This window comes from Rhizobium sp. WSM1274, assembly GCF_025200775.1.
Taxonomy (GTDB): Bacteria; Pseudomonadota; Alphaproteobacteria; order Rhizobiales; family Rhizobiaceae; genus Rhizobium; species Rhizobium leguminosarum_I.
Map to the genome: position 1 here is coordinate 1,547,304 of NZ_CP104138.1, position 25,319 is coordinate 1,572,622.

Below are 25,319 nucleotides of genomic sequence, written 5' to 3' on the forward strand. Positions count from 1 at the left end.
CATGGCGGACAACGCATCCAAGGATGGGAAGAAGGAAGAAGTCGCCGATTTCGCGGCCGGTTTCGGCCGTCTAGCCGCCGAGATGCTGGAAAATGCACGGGCGATGCCGGTGCATCCGCTGATGGCGCAGCCCGCGGCAGCCTTTGCCGCCGCAACGGCGATCGGATTCGGTATCTCGACCCAGATGGCCGGCGCTTTCTTCGGTGCCTGGCACAGCGCCCTGGAAACCACCGGCAAGGTCGCGGCCGCACTCGATGACACGCCGCCAGACGAGCCGATGCCCGATGTCGATATCCGGCCGGAGAATATTCGCTCGCAGGTCAAGGCTTTCACCAAGCCGCCGGCCGAGAAGAAGGCAAAGCCGACACTGACTGTTGTCAGGTCGATCAGCGCGCCGATATCCGTCAGCCAGCCAAAGCCGGCAGTGAAGGCAAAACCGGTTGCGCGGGCAGGAAAGGCAGACGATCTCAAGCTGATCGCCGGAATCGGCCCGAAGCTGGAGCAGGTGCTGAACGCCAAGGGCATTCGTAGCTTCGCCGAGATTGCCGCCTGGACCGACGAGGAAATCGCCCGGCTCGACGTCGAACTCGGCTTCAACGGCCGCATCGGCCGTGACGACTGGACCGGTCAAGCAAAAGTTCTGGCAGGGCGGGGCCGCAGGAAGAAATGAACTGTCCGGCCGTGTCGATCGGCCGGAAAGATGGGCAGGTCGGCGGACGGGCGGGGGCCTCAAGATGCCGGTGCGGGTTCCGGATCTGGAACGCGCGACAGAGAATTTGAGCGACATCAGCTGCCGGCAGGACGAAAGATCCGGCTTGGCAATGAGAGTGCTGCAAAAATAGGTTTGTTTGCCGTCATCAGGCAAACGGGAAACAGGACTGAGCGACGATGGCAAAACTGAAGATTGACGGCAACGAGATCGAAGTTCCGGATCATTACACGCTATTGCAGGCGTGCGAGGATGCTGGTGCCGAGGTTCCGCGCTTCTGCTTCCATGAGCGCCTGTCGGTTGCCGGCAACTGCCGCATGTGCCTTGTCGAGGTGAAGGGCGGCCCGCCGAAGCCGCAGGCTTCCTGCGCCATGAGCGTGCGCGATATCCGCGGCGGCCCGAACGGCGAACTGCCCGAGGTTTTCACAAACACCCCGATGGTCAAGAAGGCCCGCGAAGGTGTGATGGAATTCCTGCTGATCAACCATCCACTGGATTGCCCGATCTGCGACCAGGGCGGCGAATGCGACCTGCAAGACCAGGCGATGGCCTTCGGCATCGACACCTCGCGCTATCAGGAAGACAAGCGCGCCGTCGAGGACAAGTATATCGGCCCGCTCGTCAAGACGGTAATGAACCGCTGCATCCACTGCACGCGCTGCGTCCGCTTCACCACCGAGGTCGCCGGCATTTCCGAGCTCGGCCTGATCGGCCGCGGCGAGGATGCCGAGATCACCACCTATCTCGAACAGGCGATGACCTCCGAGCTGCAGGGCAATGTCGTCGACCTTTGCCCGGTCGGTGCGCTTACCTCGAAGCCTTTCGCCTTCACCGCGCGCCCGTGGGAGCTGAACAAGACCGAATCGATCGACGTCATGGATGCCGTCGGTTCGGCGATCCGCGTCGACACCCGCGGCCGCGAAGTCATGCGCATCCTGCCGCGCGTCAATGAGGCGATCAATGAGGAGTGGATTTCCGACAAGAGCCGCTTCATCTGGGACGGCCTGAAGACCCAGCGCCTCGACCGGCCCTATGTTCGCCGCGACGGCCGCCTGCAGCCCGCCACTTGGGCCGAAGCCTTCGGCGCTATCAAGGCCGCCGTCGGCGCAACCTCGGGCGACAAGATCGGCGCGATATCAGGCGACCTCGCTTCCGTCGAGGAAATGTATGCGCTCTCCGAACTGGTGAAGTCGCTGGGGTCGGCCAATCTCGACTGTCGCCAGGATGGGGCGGCACTCGATCCTTCGCTCGGCCGTGCAAGCTATCTCTTCAACCCGACCATATCCGGCATCGACCAGGCCGATGCGCTATTGATCATCGGCGCCAATCCGCGCTTCGAGGCGGCCATCCTCAACGCCCGCATCCGCAAGCGCTGGCGCCGCGGCAAGTTCCCGATCGGCGTGATCGGCGAGCGTGCTGAACTGCGCTACAGCTATGATTACCTCGGCGGCGGTCCCGACACGCTGAAGGATCTGGTCGACGGCACCCACGCCTTCGCGGACGTGCTGAAGAACGCCGCCAAGCCGATGATCATCATCGGCCAGGGCGCGCTGTCGCGCACCGATGGCCCCGGCGTTCTCGCCAGTGCTGCCAAGCTCGCCGGCTCGGTCGGCGCGGTCGTCGAAGGCTGGAACGGCTTTGCCGTCCTCCATACTGCTGCCGCGCGTGTCGGCGGCCTCGATCTCGGCTTCGTGCCGGGCGCCAAGGGTGTCGATGCCGCCGAGATGCTGACGGCGATGGACGTGCTCTTCCTGCTCGGCGCCGACGAGCTCGACTTCACCGCCAAGAAGGCCAAGCTCACCATCTATATCGGCTCGCATGGTGATAATGGCGCGCATCATGCCGACGTCATCCTGCCGGCGGCAGCCTATACCGAAAAGTCCGGCACCTGGGTCAATACCGAAGGCCGCGTCCAGATGGGCAACCGCGCAGGTTTTGCGCCGGGTGACGCCCGCGAGGACTGGGCGATCATCCGTGCCCTTTCCGATGTGCTCGGCAAGAAGCTTCCCTTCGATTCGCTCAGCGAATTGCGTGTCCGGCTCTATACCGCTTTCCCGCATTTCGCCGCCATCGACGAGATCGCCGAAACCAATAGCGCCCAAATTGCCGCAGTTGCGAAAAAAGCCGGCAAGATGAACAAATCCGGGTTTGCGTCGCCGGTGAAAGACTTCTATTTGACGAACCCGATAGCGCGTGCCTCGGCTGTCATGGCGGAGTGCTCGGCATTGGCCCGCAACAACTTCAAAGTCGCGGCAGAGTAAGGGCAGGGGACTATGGATTCTTTCTTTTCAAGCTATGTCTTGCCGACGATCATCATGGTCGGCCAGTCGCTGCTGCTTCTCGTCTGCCTGCTCGTCTTCATCGCCTATGTGCTCCTCGCCGACCGCAAGATCTGGGCGGCCGTTCAGCTGCGCCGCGGCCCGAACGTCGTCGGTCCCTTCGGCCTGTTCCAGTCCTTCGCCGACCTTTTGAAGTTCGTCTTCAAGGAGCCGATCATTCCGGCCGGCGCCAACAAGGCGGTCTTCCTGCTTGCTCCGCTGGTGACGGTGCTTCTGGCACTGTCCACCTGGGCGGTGGTGCCGCTGGCCGATGGATGGGTAATCGCCAACATCAATGTCGGCATCCTCTATATTTTCGCGATCTCTTCGCTTGAGGTTTACGGCATCATCATGGGCGGCTGGGCTTCGAACTCGAAGTATCCGTTCCTCGGCGCGCTGCGCTCGGCGGCACAGATGGTGTCCTATGAAGTCTCGATCGGCTTCGTCATCGTCACCGTGCTTCTCTGCGTCGGCTCGCTGAACCTGACCGATATCGTCAATGCGCAGCATACCGGCCTCGGCACCATGCTCGGCCTGCCGGCGTCGTTCCTCGACTGGCACTGGCTGTCGCTCTTCCCGATGTTCATCATCTTCTTCATCTCGGCACTTGCCGAGACAAACCGCCCGCCCTTCGACCTTCCGGAAGCCGAATCGGAACTCGTCGCCGGCTTCATGGTCGAATACGGCTCGTCGCCATACATGATGTTCATGCTCGGCGAATATGCGGCCGTCTGCCTGATGTGTGCGCTGACGACGATCCTCTTCCTCGGCGGCTGGCTGCCCCCGGTTGATATCTGGATCCTCAACTGGGTCCCAGGCATCATCTGGTTCACGCTGAAGGCTTGCCTGGTGTTCTTCATGTTCGCGATGGTCAAGGCCTTCGTTCCACGCTACCGCTACGACCAGCTCATGCGCCTCGGCTGGAAGGTCTTCCTGCCGCTGTCGCTCGGCATGGTCGTCATCGTTGCATTCGTGCTGAAACTGATGGGTTGGGCATGATGGTGCCCGCTCTCGTTTCCGGCAAAATTGGAGGTTGAAGATGGCAAGCATGTCCGGCTCCATCAGCTCGCTGTTTCTCAAGGAATTCGTCGGCGCGTTCTTTCTGTCGATGCGCTATTTCTTCCGCCAGAAGGCGACGATCAACTATCCCTTCGAAAAGGGTCCAGTTTCCCCGCGTTTCCGCGGCGAGCATGCGCTGCGCCGTTATCCGAACGGCGAGGAACGCTGCATCGCCTGCAAGCTTTGCGAGGCGATCTGTCCTGCCCAGGCAATCACCATCGAGGCGGGGCCGCGCCGCAATGACGGTACGCGCCGCACGGTCCGTTATGACATCGACATGGTGAAGTGCATCTATTGCGGCTTCTGCCAGGAAGCCTGCCCGGTCGATGCGATTGTCGAAGGCCCGAATTTCGAATTTGCGACGGAAACCCGCGAAGAGCTCTATTTCGACAAGGCGCGGCTTCTGGACAACGGAGACCGGTGGGAGCGCGAAATCGCCCGCAACATCGCGATCGACTCGCCGTATCGCTGATTGAGATTTTGAAATGCCGCGATGGAGCTTAAGTGCTCCTGTCGTGGTCAACATGCACAGGAGCTTTGCCGGTTAGCACCAGCGAAAGCTCCATCGGGCAGGGAAACTCCCGGCTGCCCGGGGGAAGATGAAAAAGGCACCAACATGGGTCTGCAGGCTCTATTTTTCTATCTTTTCGCCTTTGTCGCGGTGGCGTCGGCGTTCATGGTCATCTGGGCGAAGAACCCGGTTCACTCGGTTCTCTTCCTGATCCTGGTGTTCTTCAACGCGGCCGGCCTCTTCCTGCTGGCCGGTGCCGAATTCCTGGCGATGATCCTGCTCGTCGTCTATGTCGGCGCCGTCGCCGTTCTCTTCCTCTTCGTGGTGATGATGCTGGATATCGACTTCACCGAACTGAGGGCCGGCGTTCTCGAATATGCGCCGATCGGCGGGCTGATTGGGGTGATCCTGGCGGCCGAACTGATCGTCGTCATCGGCGGCAGCGTCATCTCGCCTGAAATCGCCAAATCAGTCGCCATGCCGATTCCGGCGTTGAGCGAGCGCACCAATACCGCCGCCCTCGGTGACGTGCTCTACACCAACTACATCTATTTCTTCCAGATCGCCGGTCTGGTGCTCCTGGTCGCGATGATCGGCGCGATCGTGCTGACGTTGAGACACCGCACCAACATCAAGCGGCAGAATATTCCGAGGCAAGTTGCCCGCACGCCCGCCACCGCCGTCGAGGTGGTTTCGGTCAAGCCCGGGCAGGGCGTCTAAAGGCAGGTCAAGGAACAAAGAACATGGTCATCGGACTTTCCCACTACCTGACGGTCAGCGCCATCCTCTTCACGCTCGGCGTCTTCGGCATCTTCCTGAACCGGAAGAACGTTATCGTCATCCTGATGTCGATCGAACTGATCCTGCTTGCCGTCAACATCAACATGGTCGCCTTCTCCCACTTCCTGAACGACATCGTCGGCCAGGTCTTCGCGCTGTTCATCCTGACAGTGGCGGCTGCCGAAGCGGCGATCGGTCTTGCAATTCTCGTTGTCTTCTACCGCAACCGCGGCTCGATCGCGGTCGAAGACGTCAATATGATGAAGGGCTGAGTGGCTCATGTTCCTCTATAAGGCTATCGTCTTTCTTCCCTTGATCGGTGCGATCGTCGCCGGCCTGTTCGGCCGCGCGATCGGCGCCAAGGCTTCGGAATATGTCACCAGCGGCCTTATGATCATCGCCGCCATCTTGTCCTGGGTCGTCTTCTTCACCGTCGGCATGGGTCATGCCGAAGGCGGCCCGATCAAGGTCGAGGTGCTGCGCTGGATCCAGTCCGGCGGCATCGACGTTTCCTGGTCGCTGCGTGTTGATACGCTGACGTCGGTGATGTTGATCGTCGTCAACACGGTCTCGACTTTGGTGCATGTCTATTCGATCGGCTACATGCATACCGATCCGCATCGCCCGCGCTTCTTCGCCTATCTCTCGCTCTTCACCTTCGCCATGCTGATGCTGGTGACTGCTGATAACCTTGCCCAGATGTTCTTCGGCTGGGAAGGCGTCGGTCTCGCCTCCTATCTGCTGATCGGCTTCTGGTTCAAGAAGCCGTCGGCGACGGCTGCGGCGATGAAGGCCTTCATCGTCAACCGCGTCGGCGACTTCGGCTTCGTGCTCGGCATTGCCGGCGTCTTCGCGCTGTTCGGCTCGATCAACCTCGACACGATCTTTGCCAATGCCTCGAACTTCGCCCCGCATGAGGGCGGCGGCGAAGCGGGCGAGGTGATCCTCAATCTCTTCGGCATGCAACTCGACAAGGCGCATGCACTGACCGGTATCTGCCTGCTGCTCTTCATGGGCGCGATGGGCAAGTCGGCGCAGTTCCTGCTGCACACGTGGCTGCCGGACGCCATGGAAGGCCCGACTCCGGTCTCGGCCCTTATCCATGCCGCCACCATGGTCACCGCCGGCGTCTTTCTCGTCGCCCGCATGTCGCCGCTTTTCGAACTGTCGCCGGATGCGCTGGTTGTCGTCACCGTCATCGGCGCCATCACCGCCTTCTTTGCGGCAACCGTCGCTCTCGTGCAGAACGACATCAAGCGTGTCATCGCCTATTCCACCTGCTCGCAGCTCGGCTATATGTTCGTGGCACTGGGAGCCGGAGCCTATGGCGCAGCGATCTTCCATCTCTTCACGCACGCCTTCTTCAAGGCGCTACTCTTCCTCTGCGCCGGTTCGGTTATCCATGCCGTCGATGGCGAGCAAGACATGCGCTACATGGGCGGCCTGTGGCCGCATATTAAAGTTACCGCCGTGCTGATGATCATCGGCACGCTGGCAATCACCGGTTTTGGCATTCCCTTCACGCCGATCGGTTTTGCCGGATTCTTCTCCAAGGACGTGATCATCGAGGCGACCTATGCATCGCATTCGCCGGTCGCGGGCTTCGCCTTCGCGTTGCTGGTCATCGCGGCTCTCTTTACGAGCTTCTATTCCTGGCGCCTGATTTTCATGACCTTCTTCGGCAAGCCGCGCGCCTCGCACGAGGTGATGCACCACGTCCACGAGTCGCCGCAGGTCATGCTGGTGCCGCTCTATCTTCTGGCGATCGGCGCGGTAGTTGCCGGCGTGATCTTCGAAGGCCGGTTCTACGGCGAGGAATATGCCGAGTTCTGGAAGGGGGCGCTCTTCACAGGCGCAGAGAACGAACTCGTCGAAGAGTTCCACCATGTTCCGGCGCTCGTCGGCTTGAGCCCCTTCATCGCCATGGTTCTCGGCTTCGTCACCGCCTGGTACATGTATATCCGCTCGCCGCAGACGCCGCGCATCCTCGCGCAGCAGCACCGCGTGCTCTACCAGTTCCTGTTGAACAAGTGGTATTTCGACGAACTCTATGATTTCCTCTTCGTCCGCTCCGCCAAGGCGCTCGGTCGCTTCCTGTGGAAGAAGGGGGATGTCGGCGTCATCGACACCTACGGCCCGAACGGCGTCGCCGCTCGCGTTGTCGCCGTCACCGATCGCGTGGTTCGCCTGCAGACCGGTTACCTCTATCACTACGCCTTCGCCATGCTGATCGGCATTGCGGCGCTCGTTACCTGGATGATGCTCGGGAGTTCCTTCTGATGACCGATTGGCCTATTCTTTCAACGGTCACCTTCCTGCCGCTGGTCGGCGTGGTGCTCCTGCTATTGATGAACGGCGAGAGCGAAAGCGGTCGCAAGAACGTGCTGTGGATCTCGCTGATCACCACCGTCTTCACCTTCGTCGTTTCGCTCTTCGTCTGGACCAGGTTCGACAATGCCAATCCAGGCTTCCAGATGCTCGAGAAGCATGACTGGCTCGGCACCGGCATCGGCTACCACCTCGGCGTCGACGGCATCTCGATGCTGTTCGTCATCCTCTCGACCTTCCTCATGCCCTTCTGCGTGCTGGCGAGCTGGCTCTCGATCGAGAAGCGCCTGAAGGAATACATGATCGCCTTCCTCATCCTCGAAACGATGATGGTCGGCGTCTTCGTCTCGCTCGATATCGTGCTGTTCTACGTCTTCTTCGAGGCGGGCCTCATTCCGATGTTCCTGATCATCGGCGTCTGGGGCGGCAAGGACCGCGTCTATGCGAGCTACAAGTTCTTTCTCTATACGCTGCTCGGCTCGGTGCTGATGCTGCTCGCCATCATGGCGATGTACTGGCAGGCTGGCACGACCGATATCGCCGCGCTGCTCGACCACAAGTTCCCACCGGCGCTGCAGACCTGGTTATGGCTTGCCTTCTTCGCCTCCTTTGCGGTGAAGATGCCGATGTGGCCGGTCCATACCTGGCTTCCTGATGCCCACGTTCAGGCGCCGACGGCAGGCTCGGTGATCCTGGCCGGCGTGCTGCTGAAGCTCGGCGGCTACGGTCTCATCCGCTTCTCGCTCGGCATGTTCCCGGTCGCGTCCGATTATTTCGCGCCGCTCGTCTTCGCCATGTCCGTCATCGCCATCATCTACACCTCCCTGGTGGCGATGATGCAGGACGATATCAAAAAGCTGATCGCCTATTCCTCCGTGGCCCACATGGGCTACGTCACCATGGGCATCTTTGCCGCCAACATGCAGGGTGTTCAGGGGTCGATCTTCCAGATGCTGTCGCACGGCATCGTCTCCGGCGCGCTCTTCCTCTGCGTCGGCGTGGTCTACGACCGTACCCACACCCGCGAGATCAACGCCTATGGCGGCCTCGTCAACAATATGCCGAAATATGCCGTGGCGATGATGGTCTTCACCATGGCCAATGTCGGGCTTCCCGGCACGTCGGGGTTCATCGGCGAATTCCTGACGCTGATCGGCGTCTTCCGCGTCAACACCTGGGTAGCGCTCTTTGCCGCCACCGGCGTCATCCTCTCAGCCGCCTACGCGCTCTGGCTTTATCGCCGGGTGATCTTCGGCGCGCTGGAGAAGGAAAAGCTGAAGGCGCTGCTCGACCTTTCCAGGCGCGAACAGCTGATCCTCTACCCACTGGTCGCGCTGACCATCTTCTTCGGCGTTTATCCGGCTCCGGTCTTCGATGCGACGGCCGCCTCGGTGGATCTGCTGGTCAACAATTACACGGCCGCCGTGCACGCAGCGCAGAATGTTGCGCTGTCTATGAAATGATGACGGGACTTATTGGACATGACCGCTGAAACAATTCTCCTCAGTCTGCATCTTTCCGCGCCGGAGCTCATCCTCGCGGTCGGCGCCCTTGTCCTGTTGATGGTCGGCGTCTTCTCCGGCGAGCGGTCGGGCCTTGTCGTCACCGGCTTGGCGATCGTCCTGCTCCTGGCATCCGGCCTGTGGCTGCTCTTCGTGCCGGCAGAAGGCCTTGCCTATGGCGGCGTCTACATGGCCGACGGCTTCTCGCGCTTCATGAAGCTGGTGGCGTTGATCGGTTCGCTGGTCGCCATATTCATGTCGATCGGCCACGCCCGTGAAAATCAGCTCGACAAGTTCGAGTTCCCGGTTCTCCTGGTGCTTGCGACCCTTGGCATCCTGCTGATGATCTCGGCCAACGACCTGATCTCGCTCTATCTCGCGCTGGAACTGCAGTCGCTGGCGCTCTATGTCGTCGCAGCGATCAACCGTGACAGCCTGAAGTCGACCGAAGCCGGCCTGAAATATTTCGTCCTCGGCGCGCTTTCCTCCGGCATGCTGCTCTACGGCATGTCGCTGGTCTACGGCTTCACCGGCCATACCCACTTCTCCGAGATCGCCCAGGCGCTGTCCGTCGAGGGCGCGCGTTCGCTCGGCCTGATCTTCGGCCTGGTCTTCATCCTCGCCGGCATCGCCTTCAAGATCTCCGCCGTTCCCTTCCATATGTGGACGCCGGATGTTTATGAAGGCGCGCCGACACCGGTCACCGCCTTCCTGGCCGCCGCACCCAAGGTCGCCGCCATGGCGATGATGACCCGCATCGTCATCACCGCCTTCCAGCCGGTTCTGGCGGACTGGCAGCAGGTCGTCGTCTTCATCTCGATCGCCTCAATGCTGCTCGGCTCGTTTGCCGCGATCGGCCAGAAGAACATCAAGCGACTGATGGCCTATTCCTCGATCGGCCACATGGGTTATGCCCTGGTCGGCCTCGCCGCCGGCAACCAGACCGGCGTCACCGGCGTGATGCTTTATATGGTCATCTATATGGTCATGACGCTCGGCAGCTTTGCGATCATCATGTCGATGCGCCGCAAGGACGGCACCATCGTCGAAAATGTCGATGATCTCGCCGGCCTCTCCACAACGAACCCGTTTATGGCCGTGGTGCTGACGGCGCTGATGTTCTCGCTTGCCGGCATCCCGCCGCTCGCCGGCTTCTTCGCGAAGTACTTCGTCTTCGTCGCCGCCATTGAAGCCAAGCTCTATGCGCTCGCCATCATTGGCGTTCTCGCCTCGGTCGTTGGCGCTTACTATTATCTGCGTGTCATCAAGCTGATGTGGTTCGATGAGGCCACCGGCGAATTCGCCCGTGTCTCCGGAGCGCTGCGTTTGGTCTTCGGCCTCTCCGGTCTCTTCGTCACCGCCTATGTCCTCATCGGCGGCCCGATCGGCGGCGCGGCAGAGCTTGCCGCCGCGACGCTCTTTTGATGGCTGCCGACGGACGGCGCCGGATATCGCTCGGCGATTTCAGGCACGAGGCTCTGTCGGAAACATCGTCTACCAACAGCGAATGCCTCGCCCGGGCTCGGGCGGGCGATGGCGGCAATCTCTGGGTGACCGCTGAGAGGCAGACGGGCGGCCGCGGCCGCCGCGGCAGGCTCTGGGTTTCCGAGCGCGGCAATCTCTACGCTTCCCTTCTTCTGATCGACCCCGCCCCGATGGAGCGCCTTGGCTCCCTGCCGTTGGCGATCGCCGTTGCCGTGCACCAGGCGATCCGCAGGGTGCTGCCGCTCGGTGCCGAACCGCTCGAGGTCAAATGGCCGAACGATATTCTCATCGGCCGAAAGAAGACCTGCGGCATTCTCGTCGAAGGCGAGGGGCTGCCGGACGGACGTTACGCGCTGATCGTCGGCATCGGCATCAATATCTCTGTGATGCCGGACAATCCGCTCTACCCCGCCACCTGCCTGCGCCAGCAGGGAAGTGCGGCTTCGCCGGAGGAGCTCTTCGCGCATCTCTTCGCCGCCACGGCGGAAGTGCTTGAAATATGGGACCAGGGCCGCGGCATCGGCGAGATCACGGCGCTCTGGCGCGCGATCGCCTGCGGCATCGGCGAAAAGATTACGGTGAATTTGCCGGACCGATCGATTTCCGGACAATTCGCCGGAATTGATGATAATGGCTTGTTGATGCTCGATACCGGCACTGGCAGGATAATGCCCATTGCTGCCGGTGATGTGTTTTTTGGATAGCGGAAAAAACAAAAATTATGGCGAAACAGGACGAACTGGTATTCCTGCCTCTGGGCGGTGTCGGTGAGATTGGCATGAATCTCGCTCTCTATGGCTACGGCCCGCCCGAGCATCGCCAGTGGATCATGGTCGATTGCGGCGTCACTTTTCCGGGGCCGGACCTGCCGGGCGTCGACCTCGTATTGCCCGATATTCGCTTCCTCGCCAGCGAGCGAAAGAACCTCAAGGCGATCATCATCACCCATGCGCATGAAGACCATTATGGTGCGCTCGCCGACCTTTGGCCCGGCCTCAACGTGCCGGTCTATGCCTCTGGTTTTACATCAGGTCTGCTCGAAGCCAAGCGCAATTTCGAGAAGGCCAAGATCGGCGAAGTGCCGGTGACGCCGTTCAAAGCCGGCGATACGATCAATGTCGGCCCCTTCAGCATCGAAGGCGTCGCCGTCAACCATTCGATCCCCGAGCCGATGTCGCTGATGATCCGCACGCCGGTCGGCAATGTCATCCATACCGGTGACTGGAAGATCGACCACGAGCCTTCGCTTGGACCCCTGACCGACGAGACACGTTTCCGCCAGCTCGGCGACGAGGGCGTTCTGGCGCTGATGTGCGATTCCACCAATGCGCTGCGCGACGGCGTCTCGCCCTCCGAAAAGGATGTGTCCGAAAGCCTGCGCAAGATCATCGAGGATGCCGAGGGCAGGGTGGCGATCACCACCTTCTCGTCGAATGTCGGGCGTATCCGCACCGTAGCCGAGGCTGCCGAGGCGGCAGGCCGCGAAGTGCTGCTGCTCGGCAGTTCGCTGAAGCGCGTCGTCGACGTCGCCCAGGATGTCGGCCTGATGGAAGGGGTGAAGCCCTTCATCTCCGAGGAGGAATACGGCTATATCCCGCGTGACAAGGTCGTCGTCATTCTCACCGGCAGCCAGGGCGAGGCGCGGGCAGCTCTTGCCAAGCTCTCCCGCGACGAGATGCGTAATGTGGCCTTTGCGGCGGGCGATATCGTCGTCTTTTCCTCGCGCGCCATTCCCGGCAACGAGAAGGCGATCCAGGACATCAAGAACGGCCTCGTCGAGCAAGGCGTGCACATCATCACGGATACCGAGGCGCTGGTCCACGTTTCCGGCCATCCGCGGCGCAACGAGCTGCAGCGGATGTATGAATGGACGCGGCCGAAGATCGTCGTGCCGGTGCATGGCGAGGCGATACATCTGACGGCCCACAAGGAGCTTGCCGAGCAATCCGGCATCGCGCTGGTGCCGCGGGTGCGCAACGGCGACATCCTGCGGCTGGCGCCCGGTCCGGTCGAGGTGATCGGCGAGGCGCCGCATGGTCGCATCTACAAGGACGGCACGCTGATCGGTGATTTCGACGAGATGGGGATCGGCGAGCGCAAGAAGCTCTCCTATGTCGGCCATGTCGCTGTTAACGTCGTGCTCGACGCCCGCTATGACATCGTCGGCGAACCCGACCTCATTTCGATCGGCCTGCCGACCTACGATGATGAGGGAGAGGATATGGAGGATATGCTCTTCGACGCGGCGGTCAGCGCCATCGAGAGCATTCCGCGCGCCCGCCGCAAGGATATCGACATGCTGCAGGAGGCCGTGCGCCGCGCCATCCGCTCGGCCGCGAACAACACCTGGGGCAAGAAACCCCTTGTCACCGCCTTCGTCACCAAGGTCTGACCATGCTCGGCCGGGTCAACCATATCGCCATCGCCGTGCCCGATCTGGCCGCGGCGACGGCGGCCTATCGCGATACGCTGGGTGCTGCCGTATCGCAGCCGCAGGCTCTGCCGGAGCATGGCGTCACCGTCGTCTTCGTCGAATTGCCGAACACCAAGGTCGAGTTGCTGCAGCCGCTCGGGGCTACCTCGCCGATCGCCGCCTTCCTCGAAAAGAACCCGTCCGGCGGCATGCACCACATCTGCTACGAGGTGGACGATATCCTTCTCGCCCGTGACCGACTGGTCGATGCGGGCGCAAGGGTGCTCGGCGACGGCCGGCCGAAGACCGGCGCGCACGGCAAGCCGGTGCTCTTTCTGCACCCCAAGGATTTCTTCGGCACGCTGATCGAACTCGAACAGGCCTGAGCCCTGCAACGGCAGAATGATAGCCCTGCTGCGGCAGAGTGACCCGAAGACGGCTAAACCTTTCGTTCGCTTTGAGTTGGTCGCGATTCCGCCGTATAACGACGCGATATCAGCGCGGCATCAACGGGAACCATAATGCTCCAGATCTTTCTTCAGGGATTTGCCGTCTACTTCGTCATCTGGTGGATGACGCTTTTTGCCGTCCTGCCAATCGGCCTGCGCACCCAGGCGGAAGATGATAATGTCGTGCTCGGCACCGTCCCGAGCGCGCCCACCCGGTTTCGCGCCGCTTTCGTGTTTTCGCTGACGACGCTGATTTCGGCCTTGGTCTATGGCCTCTGGTACGTCTGCGACACCTATTTCGGCTGGGGCTTCGACGCCCTGCCGCAGCTCGGTCCTAGCTTCTATTGAATCGTAGCTTTTGCTCAAACTTTGAGCAGATGCAACCTATTGAAGGCGAGTTTCGTCATACCAGCGTCACGCTGTCGCGGCAAAGAGCTCGCCTAACGGAATGACGGCTATTCCCTTACGGAAGTCGGTCGGGTTTTTGGATGGGATGGATTACGAAAAGCCAAAAAAAAACAAGGCTAAAAGCCTTGTTTTAAGTATCGCGTGATCTGTAACCGTTGCCGGGGCTGCGACGAGCGCGCCTAAGATCTGATCCTCCCAAGACTTGACCGCGAATTCGACAAGAATTTAACTTCCTGCCTGTTTTGTGAGCTAAAACTAGCTCAAACATTGGGCTTTGTCATCAGCTTTTTTTGCATTTTTGCTACACTCTAGTAAAATTTTTCTGTTGACAAGATTTTCGTTCAAGTCCTTATAAACACGCGCTTTTTCATGCCCTTTTATTTTGCGGGTGCGAACATGCGCTTCCGGGAGGTTGCCGCCATCCGTTGCGGGTTTCCTTCCTGCCGCGAAGCGGCTATGAACGCTCCCGACATTAACAATGGTCTTTCGATTCCGCCTGCTGCGGGATCTCAACTGCTCCGGAATCCGCCATGCGTCTGTCCCGTTATTTCATGCCCATCCTTAAGGAAAACCCCAAGGAGGCGGAAATCGTCTCCCACCGGCTGATGCTGCGTGCCGGCATGATCCGCCAGCAATCGCAGGGCATTTATTCCTGGCTGCCGCTGGGCAAGCGCGTGCTCGACAAGGTCAACGCCATTATCCGCGACGAGCAGAACCGCGCCGGCGCCATTGAGCTGTCGATGCCGACACTGCAATCGGCCGAACTCTGGCAGGAAAGCGGCCGCTACGACGCCTACGGCAAGGAGATGCTGCGCATCAAGGACCGTCAGGATCGGCCGATGCTCTACGGCCCAACCAACGAAGAGATGGTGACGGATATTTTCCGCTCCTCCGTCAAGTCCTACAAGGACCTGCCGCTTAATCTCTATCATATTCAGCTGAAGTTCCGTGACGAGATCCGTCCGCGCTTCGGTACCATGCGATCGCGTGAATTCATGATGAAGGATGCCTATTCCTTCGATCTGACGCGCGAAGCGGCGGAGCATTCCTATAACAAGATGTTCGCCGCCTATCTCAGAACCTTCGACCGGCTCGGCCTGCGCGCTATCCCGATGCGCGCCGATACCGGCCCGATCGGCGGCAAGCTCAGCCATGAATTCATCATCCTCGCCGACACCGGCGAATCCGAAGTCTTCTGCCACAAGGATTTCGTCGATTTCGATATTCCCGGTGCACACACCGATTTCGATAGCGTCGAGGGCCTGCAGGCGATCTTCGACAAATGGACCTCGCTCTATGCCGCGACCTCGGAAATGCACGACGAGGCGGCCTTCAACGCCGTTCCCGAAGGCGACCGCCTGTCGGCACGCGGCATCGAGGTCGGCCACATCTTCTATTTCGGCACGAAATATTCCGAGCCGATGGGCGCGAAAGTGCAGGGACCTGACGGCAAGGAACACTTCGTTCATATGGGTTCCTACGGTATCGGCCCGACACGCCTTGTTCCCGCCATCATCGAAGCATCGCATGATGATAACGGAATCATCTGGCCGGCATCCGTCGCGCCCTTCGATATCGTTGTGATCAACATGAAGGCGGGCGATCAGGCCTGTGACGATACCTGCGAGCTGATCTATGCCGCGCTGAGCAAGGCCGGCAAGGATGTGCTCTATGACGATACCGACGATCGGGCCGGCACGAAATTCGCGACCGCCGACCTGATCGGTATACCCGTCCAGATCATCGCCGGCCCGCGCGCGGTCGCAAACGGCGAAGTGGAAGTGAAGGACCGCAAGACCGGCGCCCGCGAAACGATGACCATCGAAGCGGCGATCAATCGGTTCGTGGCTTAAGGAAACGGAGGCGAAATGGCAGAGGCAGCAGTGGACCGGAGTTCAAAATCCGGCTTGGGTCCGGCTGGCAAGCCATTTTCCACCTTCGAACGACTCGTGGCGTGGCGTTATCTGCGCGCCCGCCGCAAGGAGGCCTTCATCTCGGTGATCGCCGGCTTCTCCTTCGTCGGCATCATGCTGGGCGTTGCGACACTGATCATCGTCATGGCCGTCATGAACGGCTTCCGAACCGAGCTCGTATCGCGCATCCTCGGCATTAATGGCCACATGATCGTCCAGCCGGTCGACGGCCCCTTCACCGATTATCCCGCTCTCAGCGGCAAGCTCGCCGCCGTGCCCGGCGTCAAGATGGCGCTGCCCCTGGTGGAAGGCCAGGTGCTCGCCTCCTCCCAGGCCGGCGGCAGCACCGGCGCTCTGGTGCGCGGCGCCCGCGCCGAGGACCTGACCAAGCTCAAGACGATCTCCGACAACATCAAATCCGGCGACATGGTGGGGTATGCCTCCGGCGACGGCGTCCTGATCGGCACCCGCATGGCCGACCAACTCGGTCTGCGCGTCGGCGACCTCATTACGCTGACGTCGCCAGATGGTGACATTACGCCGATGGGCGTCAGCCCGCGCATCAAGTCCTACAAGATTTCCGGCCTTTTCGAGATCGGCATGTCGGAATATGATTCCTCGATCATCTTCATGCCGCTCGAGGAAGCGCAGCTCTATTTCAATGCCGAGGGACTGGTGCAGTCGATCGAGCTCTTCGTCGACCACCCCGACGATATCGACAATCTGAAGCCCAAGGTGGAGGAGGCGGCCGGCCGCCAGATTGCCATCACCGACTGGCGCCAGCGCAACCAGACCTTTTTCTCGGCGCTGCAGGTCGAGCGCAACGTCATGTTCATGATCCTGACACTGATCGTGCTTGTCGCGGCGCTGAATATCATCTCCGGTCTCATCATGCTGGTGAAGGACAAGGGCAGCGATATTGCCATCCTGCGCACCATGGGTGCCAGCGCCGGCGCGATCATGCGCATCTTCTTCATGACCGGAGCGGCCATCGGCATCGTCGGCACCATTGCCGGTGTGCTGCTCGGTGTTCTCGTCTGCGTCAACATCGAATCCGTCCGCCAGTTCTTCTCCTGGATTTCGGGCACCGTGCTCTTCAGTCCGCAGGTCTATTTCCTCAGCCAACTGCCGGCCGAGATGGATCTCAGCGAAACGATCTCGATCGTCGTCATGGCGCTGACGCTCTCCTTCATCGCGACCATCTTCCCGGCCTGGCGAGCCTCCAGGCTCGATCCGGTGCAGGCCCTGCGCTACGAATAAGGAATGCCGCCTTCATGAAACGCAACGTCGTTCTCAAGCTTACCGGCGTCGAGCGCCATTATGGGCAGGGCGGTACGCTGCTCTCGATCCTCAAGGGCGCGGACTTTTCGATATCGAAGGGGGAGATTGTCGCTCTCGTCGCCCCTTCCGGTACCGGCAAGTCGACACTGCTGCATGTCGCCGGCCTGTTGGAGCATCCGGACGGCGGTGAAGTCAACATCAACGGCCATGCCTGTGACGGCTTGAGCGATGAGAAACGCACCGCAATCCGCCGCAGCGAAATCGGCTTCGTCTACCAGTTCCACCACTTGCTGCCGGAATTCTCGGCGCTCGAAAATATCATGATGCCGCAGCTGATCGCCGGGCTGTCTTGGAAGGAGGCCGGAGAGCGGGCCGGCCAGCTTCTCGATTATATGCGCATCGGCCATCGCGGCTCGCATCGCCCGGGCGAGCTTTCCGGCGGCGAGCAGCAGCGGGTTGCGATTGCCCGCGCCGTCGCCAATGCGCCGACCCTGCTTCTTGCCGACGAGCCGACCGGCAATCTCGACCCTGAGACGGCAAGCTATGTCTTCGACGCGCTGGAAGCGCTGGTGCGCCAGTCCGGCCTTGCGGCTCTTATCGCCACCCATAATCACGAGCTCGCCCGCCGCATGGATCGGCGCGTGACGATCTCCGACGGCAAGATCGTCGATTTCTGAGACTGCGGCTCACGGTGTCCGGTTTGCGCCGATGGCTGCCCCTCACCCTCTCCCCGTAAAAAACGGGGCGAGGGGACGTGCCAAACGCAGCGTCGAGGGTAGGGAAAGCCGTTGCGGCATGTCCCTTCGCCCCGCGAGCGGGGAGAAGGTGGCGGCAGCCGGATGAGGGGCTGATCTCGTCGACCTCCTGGCCGGACAATATGCACTTTTGACAGAACAGCAGTGGGCAGCGATCAAGGGATGATCAGTCCGCCGCGATAGTCGAGCATATAGGGCTTCTGGCCGTAGACCATGATGCATTCGTGCCCGGCGAACCGCGCGCAGTCGCCTTCGCTGCGATCGATATAGCGGCCGAACGGATGGTCGAATTCCATTCCGCCGAGAAACCGGCCCTCTCGATACATCGCCGAAAGGGCCGCCTTGATCACCGTTCCGGCTGCTGCGCCGTTGATGAGATCAGGCGCAATGACGCAGCCGAAATAATTCATCGCCCAGACGGGCTCGTCGGCAAACCATACCACTTCCTGTCCGGCGAAATCGGTGCCGCCGAAATAGCTGTCGAGATAGCGCCAGTTGCCGCGTTCGTAACCGATGTCGTGGGAGCTTGGCCGGCAGGGCGGGCGCGCCACGCCGCCGCCGACATAGGTTGCAGCCTTCGCCTCCACCACGAATGCGTTCAGCATCGCAATATCCAACATGCCATTCTCCTCTCCGCTAGATGCTGGCAAATACGCTGCGAAGTGTAAAGAACAAAAAGGGAACGATGGCCGGAATTAGACGGACGGCCGAGGAGGCTGGCCGTCTAGGCGCCGTGAGGATCCGGGACGGGCCGAGAAGGGGAAACCTGCTAGCCGTCACATTGGGCGCTGGCTCGCAGCGATTCACAGGTGCACATCCCGGCATTTTTCCAACACAAGAAAGAAGGAAAAGATTCCTGTTGACAACAGAACATACATAGAACAAACTGAAAACATAACGAGTAAAGGAGAGCCCGGTGACTGACATGATCCGTGATATCGCAGCATTCACCTCCATCGCAATGTTCGTTGCCAGCTTCTCGCTCATCGTCATGGCGTTCTAAAGTTTTCAGGGGATCGCATGGCAATCATGCGGTCCGGACGCGGGACTTCTTCTGGACATCATCGCCCTTTATGCCCGACAATGCGTCCGATTCATTCGGGTGATTGGGAAGGCATGTCATGGCGGATACGGCAAAGGGTTCAACGGGTGAGGCGGCCGGCACGCCGGGCTTCATCCACCTGAGGGTCCATTCCGCCTATTCGCTTCTCGAGGGCGCTCTGCCGCTGAAGAAGATCCTCTACAAGGCGACCGGCGACAGCCAGCCGGCGATTGCGATTACCGACACCAACAATCTGTTCGTCGCCCTCGAATTCTCCCAGAAGGCGATGGAGGACGGCCTGCAGCCGATCATCGGCTGCCAGGTCTCGATCGACATGGAAGACGGGCTGGAAACCGAAAAGCGCGGCGGTCAGCAGGCTCTGGTCAAGCTGCCGGCGATCGTTCTTCTCGCTGCGACGGATGCCGGTTACGAACGGCTGGTCGATCTCGTCAGCCGGGCCTATCTCGGCGGCGAGAGCAACCAGGCTGTTCATATCAGCACCTCCTGGCTGGAGGAGGCAGGCACGGAAGGGCTGATCGCATTGAGCGGCGCCCTGACCGGGCCAGTCGACGTGGCGATCAAGGAGGGCCATCCCGCTCAGGCGGAAGCCCGGCTGCTCACGCTGAAGCGTCTCTTCGGCGACCGGCTCTATGTCGAACTGCAGCGGCACGGCACTTACGACAAGCGGCACGAGCAGAAGATTATCGGGCTCGCCTATGCTCACGACCTGCCGCTGGTTGCGACCAACGAGGCGTTCTTCCCGACGCGCGACGATTACGACGCCCATGATGCGCTGATGGCGGTCGCGCACAACGCCATCGTCTCCGACGACAGCCGCTTTCGCCTGACGCCGGATCACTATCTGAAGAGCCGGGCCGAAATGGCCAAGCTCTTCGCCGACCTGCCGGAAGCGCTTGAAAATACCATCGAGATCGCCAGGCGCTGCTCCTTCGTGCTGAAGACGCGAAAGCCGATCCTGCCGCGCTTCACCGGTGCGACCAACGATGCCGAGGAGGCCGAACGCGCCGAGGCGAGCGAGCTGCGCCGCCAAGCGGTCGAAGGGCTGGACATGCGGCTTGCGACGCTCGGCATGTCGCCGGGTTACGAGGAAAAGGATTATCGCGAACGGCTGGATTTCGAACTCAGCGTCATCGAGCGCATGCGTTTTCCCGGCTACTTCCTGATCGTTGCCGACTTCATCAAATGGGCCAAGCAGCATGACATTCCGGTCGGCCCCGGCCGTGGTTCGGGCGCCGGTTCGCTGGTCGCCTATGCCTTGACGATCACCGACGTCGATCCCTTGCGTTTTTCGCTGCTCTTCGAGCGCTTCCTCAATCCGGAACGCGTCTCGATGCCGGACTTCGACATCGACTTCTGCCAGGACCGCCGCGAAGAGGTGATCCGCTACGTCCAGGCCAAATATGGCCGTGAGCAGGTGGCGCAGATCATCACCTTCGGTTCGCTGCAGGCACGTGCCGCCCTTCGCGACGTCGGCCGCGTGCTTGAGATGCCCTACGGCCAGGTCGACAAGATCTGCAAACTCGTGCCGAACAACCCCGCCAATCCGACGCCGCTGTCCAAAGCGATCGAGGAGGAGCCGAAGCTGCAGGAGGAGGCGGCGAAGGAACCTGTTGTCGCGCGCCTGCTCGACATCGCCCAGAAGATCGAGGGGCTATACCGCCACGCCTCGACCCATGCCGCCGGCATCGTCATCGGCGACCGGCCGCTTTCCAAGCTGGTGCCGATGTATCGCGATCCGCGCTCCGATATGCCGGTTACTCAGTTCAACATGAAATGGGTCGAGCAGGCAGGCTTGGTCAAATTCGACTTCCTCGGCCTGAAGACCCTGACGGTGCTGAAGGTCGCGGTCGATTTCGTCGCCAAGCTCGGCGTCAAGGTCGATCTCGCGGCCATTCCTCTCGACGATAAGAAGACTTACGAGATGCTGTCGCGCGGCGAGACGGTCGGTGTGTTCCAGGTGGAAAGTGCCGGCATGCGCAAGGCGTTGATCGGCATGAAGCCGGACTGCATCGAGGACATCATCGCGCTGGTGGCGCTCTATCGTCCAGGCCCGATGGAGAACATCCCGACCTACAATGCTCGCAAGCACGGCGACGAAGAGCTGGAATCGATCCATCCGATGATCGACCACCTGCTCAAGGAAACGCAAGGGGTCATCGTCTATCAGGAACAGGTGATGCAGATCGCCCAGGTTCTATCAGGCTATTCGCTGGGGGAGGCCGACCTTCTGCGCCGCGCCATGGGTAAGAAGATCAAGGCCGAGATGGACCAGCAACGCGAGCGCTTCGTCGTTGGCGCCGTCAGGAACGGCGTATCGAAGCCGCAGGCCGACAATATCTTCGAACTGCTGGCGAAGTTCGCCAATTACGGCTTCAACAAATCGCATGCCGCCGCTTATGCCATTGTCTCTTACCAGACGGCCTACATGAAGGCGCACTACCCGGTCGAATTCCTGGCCGCTTCGATGACGCTCGACATGTCCAACACGGAAAAGGTCAATGATTTCCGTCAGGATGCTAAGCGCCTCGGCATCGAGGTGATCGCACCCTCGGTGCAGAGCTCCTTCCGTCATTTCGAGACCGGCGACAACCGCATCTACTACGCGCTCGCCGCCCTCAAGGGCGTCGGCGAATCCGCCGTCGACCATATTGTCGAGGTGCGTGGCGACAAGCCCTTTGCGAGCATCGAGGACTTCTGCCTGCGCATCGATCCGCGTCAGGTCAATCGTCGCGTGCTCGAAAGCCTGATCTATGCCGGCGCCTTCGATTGTTTCGACATGGACCGCGCCCAGCTAGCAGCCGGCCTTGATCGCATTCTCGGTTATGCCCAACGCGCCCAGGAGAACAAGCTGAGCGGCCAGTCGGACATCTTCGGCAGTACGTTGACGTCGGGGCCTGAGAAAATCTCACTGCCGCCGTTCTCGCCCTGGCTCCCCTCCGAGCGGCTGCTCAAGGAGTTCCAGGTGCTGGGCTTCTATCTCACAGCCCACCCGCTCGATTCCTACAACAATATCCTGCAGAAGATGCGGGTGCAGACCTTTGCCGAATTTTCCGCCGCCATCAAACAGGGCGCGGCCAATGCGCGCCTTGCCGGTACCGTCATCTCGAAGCAGGAGCGCAAGACCCGCACCGGCAACAAGATGGGCATCATCGTCTTCTCCGATTCTTCGGGCCAGTTCGAAGCGGTGCTGTTTTCGGAAATGCTGAACCAGTATCGCGACGTGCTTGAGTCTGGAAAATCCTTCGTGCTGACTGCGACCGGCGAGGAGCGGCCGGAGGGCATTGGCCTGCGCATCCAGACGATCCAGTCGCTGGAGGAAAAGTCGCTGCAGATGCAGAAGGCGCTACGCGTTTATGTCCGCGATTCCGGACCGCTGGGAATGGTTGCCGGCCATTTGAACGCCAAGGGCGATGGCCTCGTTTCCTTCATCGTCATCAAGGAAGAGGGCAAACGCGAGGTGGAGGTGGCGCTGCCGGAGAAATACCGCATCACGCCGGAGATCGCCGCCGCCCTTCGCGCCGCCCCCGGCGTCGTCGACGTCGAGCTTGTCTGATTAATGTATGTGCCTCGGAAGTGTGCAGCGGTTCCGGGATAACGACATGCATAAAACAAAGAGCGTGATGGCCATCATCCGCGGGTGATCGTGATGAAATCCGTGCCTTCGCCGGTCTCTCGGCCGAGGCCGGTATCGGAGATCGTCAGCGTCGAGCCGGGCGCGACGAGGGCGTCGATCTGGCGGCGGGTCTCGTCGGGGATGGTAATTCGGCTGAGCGATCGAGCGATCGGCTCGCCTGTGACGATCGAGCTTTCCTGATTGGTGATGCCGAGCCGTTTCATAGTCTCCCGCGAGAGATTGTTCTCGAGCGTGATACCGAGCCAGTCGGCGGTGCCGGCCTTTTCATCGACCGCATGCAGCGTGAAGAAATGTGTGCCGAGCGCCAGTCTCGGATCGGCGATCGTCACCGGCGCTTCGAAGATCGGCTTGAAGGCCTGCCGCACCATGATGACGCCGTTCGGCGGCTCGCCCTTGCCAGCCGCGGCATAGACTTCTCTGAGGAGCGTGTCGGAGACCAGGCTCCTGTCGCCGGCAAATTCCGCCGGCCGTAGCGTCTTGAAAGCCTTGATCGCCTGCATGGTCGACGAACCGAGCAAGCCGTCCGGATTGCCAGCGGAAAAACCGAGCTGGTTGAGCAGGCTCTGGATGTCAATCACCGTCTCGCGCAACGTCCGGCGCGTAATCAGCATGCTGATCGGCTCGGACGGCGGCTTGGGTTCGGGCGCTGCAATCGGCTGCACTGCCGGCATCGGCATCGCAGCGGTATCGTTCATCGCCACCTGCACCGGCTTCTCAGGGCTGTCGGGCATGGAGGGCCGCAGTTCCACATCCGAAAGTAGCGGCATCGCCGCCGGTGCATCCGGATGGAAAAGAGTCGGATGATCGATCGGTTGCGGCACCAGTTCACCGTCGCTGATAATGACGGGGACACCGGGATCGGTCATCCCATAGAGCATTTTTGCGAAGGCGCTGGGCATGCGCACGCAGCCATGCGAGGCCGGATAACGCGGCACCGAATTGGATTCGTGCAGCGCGATGCCGGACCAGGTCAGCCTTTGCATGAACGGCATCGGCGCCGCCGAATAGAGATTGGATTCGTGATATTTCTGCTTTTCCAGCACCGAGAAGATGCCGCTTGGCGTCGTGTGGCCGTCCTTGCCGGTCGAGACCTTCGAGGCCGCGACGACCTCGGTGCCGTCATAGACCACAAGCGACTGCTTATCCTTGGAAACGATGATCTGCAGCGTGCGCGCATCCGCGGCAAGAGCGGGGTGCACGAGTGCGGTGGCCGACAGCAAGCCGAGGCCGAAGACGAGACGCGAGAACATGAAACCCAACCATACGCAATACTTGCCCGGCACATTATGAGACGAAGTTTAAGGAAGATTTTATAGGCCGGATCGCCGGCTGCCCTCACGCGTTAGTGATCGCGCTTGCCGCTGCCGAAGGTATAGCCCGTCTCGACCGTTTTCGTGCCGAACTTGTCGCGCAGCTTGTCCATCGCCGCTTCGGCCGCCGCTCGCCGGCCCGATTGCTGGTCGATGAGATCGGGCGGATCGGCGCGGGCGACATCGCCGAGATCGGTGACGCCGATGCCGATCAGGCGGAACTTCGTACCGTCAGTCTCTTTTTCGAGAAGCTCGAGCCCGGTGCGGAAGATCTTGTCGGCAAGCTGGGTCGGGTCTTCGAGCTTGCGGTTGCGGGTGCGCGATTTGAAATCGGCGCTCTTCATCTTCAGAACCACGGTCTGGCCGGCAATGCCGTTTTTCTTCAGCCGCCAGGAGACCTTTTCGGAGAGGTTGCGCAGGATCGGCACCAGATCGTCATAACGCGAGATGTCATCGAAGAAGGTGGTCTCGGACGACACGCTCTTGGCGGCATCATTGAGATGCACTTCGCGGTCGTCGATGCCGCGCGACAGCCGCGCGAGCCGTTGGCCGATGCTGCCATAGCGGCGCATCAGATCGTTTTCCTCCATCTGCTGCAATTGGCTGATGGTGCGGATGCCGTCCGCCTCCAGCGTTGCCGCAAAGGCCTTGCCGACGCCCCAGATCGTAGTGACGGGACGCGGTGCCAGGAACTCGACCGCTTCCTCGCGGCCGACGACGGAAAAGCCGCGCGGCTTCTGCAGATCGGAGGCGACCTTGGCGAGAAATTTGCAATAGGAAAGCCCGACCGAAACGGTGATGCCGATCTCCCTTTCGATGCGACGGGCAAATTTGGCCAGCGTGCGCGCTGGCGGATCGTGATGCAGCCTCTCGGTGCCGCCGAGCTCCAGGAAGGCCTCGTCGATCGACAGCGGCTGCACCAGCGGCGTCAGATCCTGCATCATTGCGCGCACCTGCCGCCCGACCCGGACATATTTTTCCATATCGGGAGGGATGACAATCGCCTCAGGGCAGGCCTCCAGCGCCTTGAACATCGGCATGGCCGAACGCACGCCGTGGATACGGGCGATATAGCAGGCGGTGGAAACCACACCGCGTTTGCCGCCGCCGATGATGACAGGCTTGTTGGCAAGCTTCGGATTGTCGCGTTTCTCCACCGCGGCGTAGAAGGCGTCGCAATCGATATGCGCAAGCGTCAATGCGTAGAGTTCGCGATGGCGCACGAGGCGAGGGCTGCCGCAGGAAACGCAACGGCGCGCCTCGCCTTTCTGCTCGGCAAGGCAGTCGCGACAGAAGCCGGGTGTCTTGTCAGGCGCGGGTGTCATGATGAGAACAAAGATTGAACGTCGCGAGGTTACGCCTTATGCTTCCGAGTCTCAAGAGAGGGCGGGAGCTTTGCCT

The 25,319-nt window shown here is 61.0% G+C and carries 20 protein-coding genes; 17 read left to right on the plus strand and 3 right to left on the minus strand.

Translation table 11 applies throughout. The features are described from left to right. Position 1 precedes the first annotated feature (1 nt). From N2600_RS07865 to N2600_RS07940, 16 genes are all read left to right on the plus strand, one after another. The gene (locus N2600_RS07865; protein ID WP_017963852.1) at positions 2-670 is read left to right on the plus strand and encodes a 5' DNA nuclease; all 669 of its coding nucleotides are present in this window, start codon (positions 2-4) and stop codon (positions 668-670) included. 218 nt (positions 671-888) lie between these two features. Further along, positions 889-2,970, plus strand: a complete 2,082-nt coding sequence (gene nuoG / locus N2600_RS07870; RefSeq protein WP_260110623.1) for an NADH-quinone oxidoreductase subunit NuoG — start codon at positions 889-891, stop codon at positions 2,968-2,970. A 12-nt stretch (positions 2,971-2,982) separates the two neighbouring features. Beyond that, complete coding sequence (nuoH, locus tag N2600_RS07875) at positions 2,983-4,026, plus strand: NADH-quinone oxidoreductase subunit NuoH (protein ID WP_260110624.1); 1,044 nt, start codon at positions 2,983-2,985, stop codon at positions 4,024-4,026. A gap of 40 nt (positions 4,027-4,066) precedes the next feature. Then, complete coding sequence (gene nuoI / locus N2600_RS07880; protein ID WP_017963855.1) at positions 4,067-4,558, plus strand: NADH-quinone oxidoreductase subunit NuoI; 492 nt, start codon at positions 4,067-4,069, stop codon at positions 4,556-4,558. A 144-nt stretch (positions 4,559-4,702) separates the two neighbouring features. After that, positions 4,703-5,317 (plus strand): NADH-quinone oxidoreductase subunit J, encoded by a 615-nt coding sequence (locus N2600_RS07885; protein ID WP_017963856.1) that lies wholly within the window; start codon positions 4,703-4,705, stop codon positions 5,315-5,317. A 23-nt stretch (positions 5,318-5,340) separates the two neighbouring features. Then, positions 5,341-5,649 carry an NADH-quinone oxidoreductase subunit NuoK gene (nuoK, locus tag N2600_RS07890; RefSeq protein WP_027685143.1) on the plus strand — a complete coding sequence of 103 codons (309 nt, stop codon included), beginning with the start codon at positions 5,341-5,343 and terminating at the stop codon, positions 5,647-5,649. A 7-nt stretch (positions 5,650-5,656) separates the two neighbouring features. Further along, positions 5,657-7,657: an NADH-quinone oxidoreductase subunit L gene (gene nuoL, locus N2600_RS07895; protein WP_170280136.1), complete on the plus strand. Its 2,001-nt coding sequence runs from the start codon at positions 5,657-5,659 to the stop codon at positions 7,655-7,657. Further along, positions 7,657-9,168: an NADH-quinone oxidoreductase subunit M gene (locus tag N2600_RS07900; RefSeq protein WP_260110626.1), complete on the plus strand. Its 1,512-nt coding sequence runs from the start codon at positions 7,657-7,659 to the stop codon at positions 9,166-9,168. The genes nuoL and N2600_RS07900 overlap by 1 nt, the downstream gene beginning before the upstream one ends. 18 nt (positions 9,169-9,186) lie before the next feature. Next, entirely contained in the window at positions 9,187-10,632 is a 1,446-nt protein-coding gene (gene nuoN / locus N2600_RS07905; protein ID WP_260110627.1) for an NADH-quinone oxidoreductase subunit NuoN, read from the plus strand. Beyond that, complete coding sequence (locus N2600_RS07910) at positions 10,632-11,396, plus strand: biotin--[acetyl-CoA-carboxylase] ligase (protein WP_260110628.1); 765 nt, start codon at positions 10,632-10,634, stop codon at positions 11,394-11,396. The genes nuoN and N2600_RS07910 overlap by 1 nt, the downstream gene beginning before the upstream one ends. A 17-nt stretch (positions 11,397-11,413) precedes the next feature. Then, on the plus strand, positions 11,414-13,084 hold the full coding sequence (locus N2600_RS07915; RefSeq protein ID WP_260110629.1) for a ribonuclease J: 1,671 nt from the start codon (positions 11,414-11,416) through the stop codon (positions 13,082-13,084). Between the two features lie 2 nt (positions 13,085-13,086). After that, positions 13,087-13,491 carry a methylmalonyl-CoA epimerase gene (mce, locus tag N2600_RS07920; protein WP_170278529.1) on the plus strand — a complete coding sequence of 135 codons (405 nt, stop codon included), beginning with the start codon at positions 13,087-13,089 and terminating at the stop codon, positions 13,489-13,491. 135 nt (positions 13,492-13,626) lie between these two features. After that, the gene (locus tag N2600_RS07925; protein ID WP_017963864.1) at positions 13,627-13,902 is read left to right on the plus strand and encodes a DUF1467 family protein; all 276 of its coding nucleotides are present in this window, start codon (positions 13,627-13,629) and stop codon (positions 13,900-13,902) included. A 590-nt stretch (positions 13,903-14,492) separates the two neighbouring features. After that, entirely contained in the window at positions 14,493-15,815 is a 1,323-nt protein-coding gene (gene proS, locus N2600_RS07930; protein WP_260298567.1) for a proline--tRNA ligase, read from the plus strand. A gap of 15 nt (positions 15,816-15,830) precedes the next feature. After that, positions 15,831-17,135, plus strand: coding sequence for a lipoprotein-releasing ABC transporter permease subunit (locus N2600_RS07935; protein WP_260110631.1), 1,305 nt, complete (start codon positions 15,831-15,833; stop codon positions 17,133-17,135). Positions 17,136-17,149: 14 nt separating this feature from the next. Continuing rightward, entirely contained in the window at positions 17,150-17,833 is a 684-nt protein-coding gene (locus tag N2600_RS07940) for an ABC transporter ATP-binding protein (protein WP_017963867.1), read from the plus strand. 233 nt (positions 17,834-18,066) lie between these two features. On the opposite strand, the gene N2600_RS07945 is transcribed toward N2600_RS07940, so the two are convergent. Beyond that, complete coding sequence (locus tag N2600_RS07945) at positions 18,067-18,531, minus strand: DUF5680 domain-containing protein (RefSeq protein WP_222384775.1); 465 nt, start codon at positions 18,529-18,531, stop codon at positions 18,067-18,069. A gap of 501 nt (positions 18,532-19,032) precedes the next feature. Here N2600_RS07945 and dnaE point away from each other — a divergent pair. Next, a complete protein-coding gene (gene dnaE, locus N2600_RS07950) occupies positions 19,033-22,527 on the plus strand; it encodes a DNA polymerase III subunit alpha (RefSeq protein ID WP_260110632.1) in 3,495 nt (1,164 codons plus the stop codon). A 74-nt stretch (positions 22,528-22,601) separates the two neighbouring features. Here the strand turns inward: dnaE and N2600_RS07955 are convergent, their stop codons facing one another. Together N2600_RS07955 and N2600_RS07960 are read right to left on the minus strand one after the other, a co-directional pair. Beyond that, entirely contained in the window at positions 22,602-23,858 is a 1,257-nt protein-coding gene (locus N2600_RS07955) for a L,D-transpeptidase family protein (protein WP_260110633.1), read from the minus strand. Positions 23,859-23,950: 92 nt separating this feature from the next. Further along, a complete protein-coding gene (locus N2600_RS07960; RefSeq protein ID WP_260298568.1) occupies positions 23,951-25,243 on the minus strand; it encodes a DNA polymerase IV in 1,293 nt (430 codons plus the stop codon). Positions 25,244-25,319 lie beyond the last annotated feature (76 nt).